At 45.7% G+C, this 5,388-nt stretch carries 3 protein-coding genes and 1 pseudogene; all 4 read right to left on the bottom strand.

Annotation, left to right across the window (positions count from 1 at the left end; translation table 11 throughout):
- Positions 1-183, bottom strand: a pseudogene (locus Q1V74_RS03385) (DUF262 domain-containing protein); the annotation flags it as partial.
- A 10-nt stretch (positions 184-193) separates the two neighbouring features.
- Entirely contained in the window at positions 194-1,495 is a 1,302-nt protein-coding gene (locus Q1V74_RS03380; protein ID WP_286596966.1) for a restriction endonuclease subunit S, read from the bottom strand.
- A 42-nt stretch (positions 1,496-1,537) separates the two neighbouring features.
- Positions 1,538-2,575: an Abi family protein gene (locus Q1V74_RS03375; RefSeq protein ID WP_286596964.1), complete on the bottom strand. Its 1,038-nt coding sequence runs from the start codon at positions 2,573-2,575 to the stop codon at positions 1,538-1,540.
- A gap of 133 nt (positions 2,576-2,708) precedes the next feature.
- A complete protein-coding gene (locus tag Q1V74_RS03370; RefSeq protein WP_300647055.1) occupies positions 2,709-5,177 on the bottom strand; it encodes a type I restriction-modification system subunit M in 2,469 nt (822 codons plus the stop codon).
- Positions 5,178-5,388: the final 211 nt, after the last annotated feature.

Genomic DNA, 5,388 nt, shown 5'->3' with positions numbered 1-5,388 from the left:
CGTACCCAAGCGATACGCCGATTTATCGCGGTAGTTGCGTAAATCGGTGAGTAGCGCGTGGAGGTTGTCTGCTGTCCATTTGTATGGGCGCTGGTAGTTAGGAATATGCAGCTGTGGCTCGCTCAGTAGCTGATAAACCGATTTAACCTGCTCATGCAGCGGATGGGATGTGTTGGCTGACATAGGGGGTTCCTTACGCGAGGGGTAGCCGTGTTTTGCCCGTGAGCAGTTCTTGCATCATGCCTTGTTTAAGTTGGCGGGTTTTATTAAGGCGTTGTTCTAGCGCTTCAATCTCGGCGTCCATATCGGAGAGAATCGTGGCAATGGCGGTTTGTTCTTTTTTACAAGATGGTGCAAATAATTGGCAGGCAGAAATATCACCATTGAGGATATGAGTTTGAGTTACTCCATCATCTAAAGCTAAAAAGTATTTATGTCGATTTAAAATAAGATATAGGAATTTTTGATCGAAAGTATTTGATCTGAAAATACATACTCGTTGATTTACTGCATAAGTATTGTTTTTATCTACATAGAAACATTTAGCTAGTGCTCGGCCATTTGGCAGATCACTTAGTACCATCAGTACATCGCCTTTTCTGGCTGAGCAGTCATTTTTTAGGCAGTATTTCCGTACTTTTCCCTCTGTAGAGATAAATCTTGAATTTACGACCACATAAATTCCTGTATCGACTACATATTGCTCATGAGCTTTACCATGGATAAGACTTGCAATATCTAGTAGTGAACTCACCTCCCAATCCTCTGGAATCTCACCTAATTCGCTGGGTTTATAGCCTTTGGGGCGGCCGTCGGGGTGGTGGGCGAAGTCGGGGAGGCGGGTGCGACCCGTGAGCAATTGCTGCATGGTGGCGGTTTTAATCGCTTGTTTTTTGGCGATTAACTGTGCTTCTGCCTCAATCAACGCATCCACATCCGACAGCGCCTGAGCAATGGCGGTTTGTTCTTTGAGTGAAGGTAATAAAACTGGACAACTATTAATTGCACCTTGATCAATTGTTGTCATGGTTGCAGTTTTGGCTTTGGAGATTAATGATTTTCTAGCAGTTGTTGAAATACAGTTAAGATATAGAAAGTGTGGATTAACTAAATTTAAGTTTGGACTTACTTTAATTAAGTGGCTATCAAAAACAACATTATTGCTTTTGTCGTCTTCAAAGAAATTGCAAAAAGCAATTCCACTCGGAACAACAGAGGATCGAGTGAAAAATAAATCCCCTTTCTTAACTTTAAAAGTGTTTATTTCAGTAAGATTTGCATCAAAAAGATCCAAGGTTGAAACATTAATAGGGGCAGAGTTATACATGTCTGAAACATTGATCAGCGGCACTCCTCTACCTTTTCTTCTAGGTTCAAAAAATAATCCATTTTGCATAGGGGTAGCAGAAATGCTTGCAATGTTTGATAGCTCCCAATCCTCCGGAATCACCCCCACTTCCGTTTGCTTATAGCCCGCTGGCACTGCTTGCGTCATAACTTATTACCTTGTTTAAATTTAGCTAAATACATTGCGCTGTTAATCACTGTTTCGGCTTTCGGTAAAGAAAGGATGCTGTTGCCAGTCGTCTGGAAAGCCCATATTTCTAAGGGGTACATCGGGATATTTATTTAGCAACATGACGAACATACCAGCCCAATTGCTATTAGGACTGACCTGCTGCATTAGGTGTACGATAAGCAAAATAACCACATATAAGCGTTTAGCAGGTTGTATATGGCTATTAGGGAGCACTGTTGGAAATTTCCATTCAGAATCACGCATAAGTGCTGGGGCAATAGACAGCTCTCTATTCCATAGCCGGGCATGGTGCGCGCAGCAATTACGAATAAAAGTAAGGGTATGTAGCCAGCTGCCTAGTTTGTCTTGCGGAGTATTAAAACGTTGCGCAATGGCTTTACGGTCGCTGTCTTCTGCTAAACCGCTATAGAGATGCGACAAAGAACCTAGACTTAGCTCTTCAATTAACGCCCAACCAGGTGGCAGCTTAGGCGGAAAATATTTGGTGGTGTAATATCGGCAATAATTTTCACGGCGCTTTAAGTCAAAAATAATTTTTTTCTTGGCCTCAGCTAAACGACCTTTCAGTAGCTTTTGCTGTTCCCGATCCAGAATTTGCTGTTCTTTTTCTACTATATTCTCAAACTCTTCAAGCAGTTTAGAGTGCCGATATTGTTGCTTGAAGTTCTGTCTATCTAAATACCAATGACTTCCACTGTGTGGTTTATTAGAGTCTTCATTTTTCTTGCCCATGACAATATTGAGCATTGAGCGTATCGCCACTTCAATCCGCTCAATTGCATCTAAGAGTAATAACCGAAGCTCTCTATCAAAAGCATATAGCGCAACAATCTGCTTAAACTCAGTTTGAGGATAAAAACGATGCTGATCGTCGTTAGGTTGCTGAAAGGGGCGCATATAAGCAGACAATCTAAAGTAACTAATGACCTCAAGATAATGTGCTGCTTTTTCTGGGTTTTTGATGATGAGGCCACGTTGTTCCAGCAAGGCTAATTGTTGGCTAACATCAATGACAGGCTTGTTAAAGGGGATCATACGCACCCCCTAAAACGAAAAAACCCGCACAATTTCAGCATCCAATTTGACGAGTCAAATAGTCTAGGCTTGGCGGGTGTATTGCCGCTGATTCTAGAGTTTTTCACTTTTAACGTCAAATAAATATCCATGCCTAGCTTTCCAATCCCATGGCAGCTAAGTGCGCAGCCACTTTCTCGCTTAGCTTTGCAACCTGTTCAACCAATTGCGGCAGTGGTTCGGCGTAGCGTTCTTCCAAGTCTTGCACGCGGTTGGCCAGTTGCTGGGTAACGCGTTCAATCTCGGCCACAATTTGTGCTTGTAAGGTAGCCAGCCATTTGTCCTGCACAATGAGGGTTTTAATCTGGCCGATAGTGAGTTTGGGGTATTGCTCAAACACGGCTAAATCCAAGGCGTCTTGGGCGTCTTTAACCGCTTTTTTAGCACGGGTTTCGGCATCAAATAATTTTTGTGCTTGCTTGAGTGCGGCTTGTTCTTCGGCGTCGGTGCTTAGCTTTAAGCGCGCGCCAACGCTGGCTTTGCTGATTTTATCGTTGTCGTTCAGGGCTTCAACCAGCAAACCGTCTTCGCTGCTGTGTTCTTCTAAATAGCTTTCTAACGCTTGGCTAGCGGCATCTTGGCGGCTTTGCAGCGCATCCAGTTGGGTTTGTTGCTCGGCAAAATAACGCGCCACAATTAATGCAGGTGGAATCAGCTCGGCTTTGTACTTGGCTTTGGCAATCACTAAATCAGGGGTTTCGCTGAGTTTGACGGTTTTGCCTTTATCGTCTTTAACGGCCACCAATTCACGTAAGGTATTGCCCACTGCCCAGCCGTCTTGCACCAGTACATACACATCGTCCTGCATAGTGTCGGCCCAGTAATCCATTAAAATTTGATAAATATCGTAATGGTTCAGCAGCGGCTGCTGGGCATAGCGCGCCAGTAAATCTTCACTGATGCGCTGAATAATCGCTTTGGGTTGCTCGTTCAAGCTGATGCTGTCTAGCGCAGCCTGTGCGGCCCACTGAGTAAAAGGTTGCAGGCTGTGCTCGGCAAAGGCTTTAAACTCGGGGTGATTGAGCAGGGTGCTTTTTACCTCTGCGCCTTTGACTAAGGCTTGGCTAAAACCTGGACGGGTGGGCTTAAATAAGGCGGCCTGAATGCTTGGGAATACCTGCCAATAATCCGCCAGTGCATCAATATCGGCATTAGGAATACCGCCTTGTAAGTGCGCGCTAAGGTTGTGTAAATCTTCTGGCTCGCTGGCATCAATGTAGCGTGGAATATTGAGGTTGTAATCGTTCTCGGCAATTTCGCCCAGCGTCACCATACGGCTGTAACGCGGCAGCTCTAATTGTTTGGTAAATACATCAACTATTTTATGAATATCTTGGCTGCGCAGGCGGTTTTTGTTGCCGTCTTTCATAAAGCCTTTGCTGGCATCTAGCATAAAAATACCGGTGCGCGCGGCGGCCTGCTCTTTATCTATCACGATAATGCAGGCGGGAATCCCGGTGCCGTAAAACAGGTTTGCCGGTAGGCCAATAATGCCTTTGATATAACCTTGTTTAATCAGGTTTTCGCGAATGCGCGCTTCGGCATTACCGCGAAATAACACACCGTGGGGCAAAATCACTGCGCCTTTACCGGTGCTTTTCAGGCTTTTAATAATGTGCAGCAAAAAGGTGTAGTCGCCGTTTTTCTCTGGCGGAATGCCCCACACAAAACGCCCAAACTCATCGGCTTGGGGGTTAAGCCCGTTGGTCCAGTTTTTATTTGAAAACGGCGGGTTAGCCACGGCAAAGTCAAAGGTTTTAAGCTGGCCGTTGGCGTCTTTCCACTGCGGATCGCTCAGGGTGTTGCCCTGCCAAATTTTAGCGGTGGCGTTGTTGTGCAAAATCATGTTCATACGCGCGAGAGCGCTGGTGGCGTTGTCCATTTCTTGGCCAAAAATCGACAAGCCGCGCGGCGCTTCATCACTGGCTTTTAACAATAGCGAGCCAGAACCACAGGTGGGGTCGTAGACCGTGGCGTCTTGTGGTGTTTGCGCATTAATGCCAATGATTTTCGCCATAATCCGCGAGACTTCGGCTGGGGTATAAAACTGACCCTTGGATTTGCCCGACTCGGTCGCAAAGTGGCGCATCAGGTATTCGTAAGCATCGCCGAGCAAGTCATCGCCATCGGCGCGGTTATCGCTTAGGTTAAGTCCTTCAAAAATGCCAACCAACTTACCTAAGCGGTCAACCATGTCTTTGCCTTTGCCGAGCTTGTCTTCGTCGTTAAAGTCGGCGACATCAATCACGCCTTTAAGATCGTTTTCTTCGGCAAGGCGGCTGATGATTTTATTGATTTTATCGCCAATTTCTTTATCGCCCTTAAGCAGCACCATGTCATCAAAGCTGGCACCTTGCGGCACTACAATCATGCCGTAGGGATCATTTTTATACTTATCGGATACGTATTTAATAAACAGCATGGTCAGCACGTAATCTTTGTACTGACTGGCATCCATACCGCCGCGCAACTCATTGCAGCTGGCCCAAAGGGATGAATACAGCTCGGTTTTTTTAATAGCCATTTGGGTTTCCTTAATACGAATCGAAGTAACACAAGACATGGCCGCAGCCCCTAGCTGCAGCGTGGCAAAGTATACACGGCTGAAGCTTAGCGGTAATGGGCGACCCAGTTTGTCGCACCAGATATAGGGCTAGCCTGATGTCGGCTTAACTAAACTTGTCGCTGCTCATACTGCCAGAGGGGTATGATAAGGCGTAACTTGCCATTTTAGAGGAGAGTACTAATGACGACTTGTAGTTGCCCCCGCTAAA

Origin of the sequence: Paenalcaligenes sp. (genome assembly GCF_030152715.1) — a bacterium.
Classification (GTDB): Bacteria; Pseudomonadota; Gammaproteobacteria; order Burkholderiales; family Burkholderiaceae_B; genus Paenalcaligenes; species Paenalcaligenes hermetiae.
Note: the sequence above shows the minus strand (reverse complement) of the source record. Positions and strands in the feature narration are given on the sequence as shown.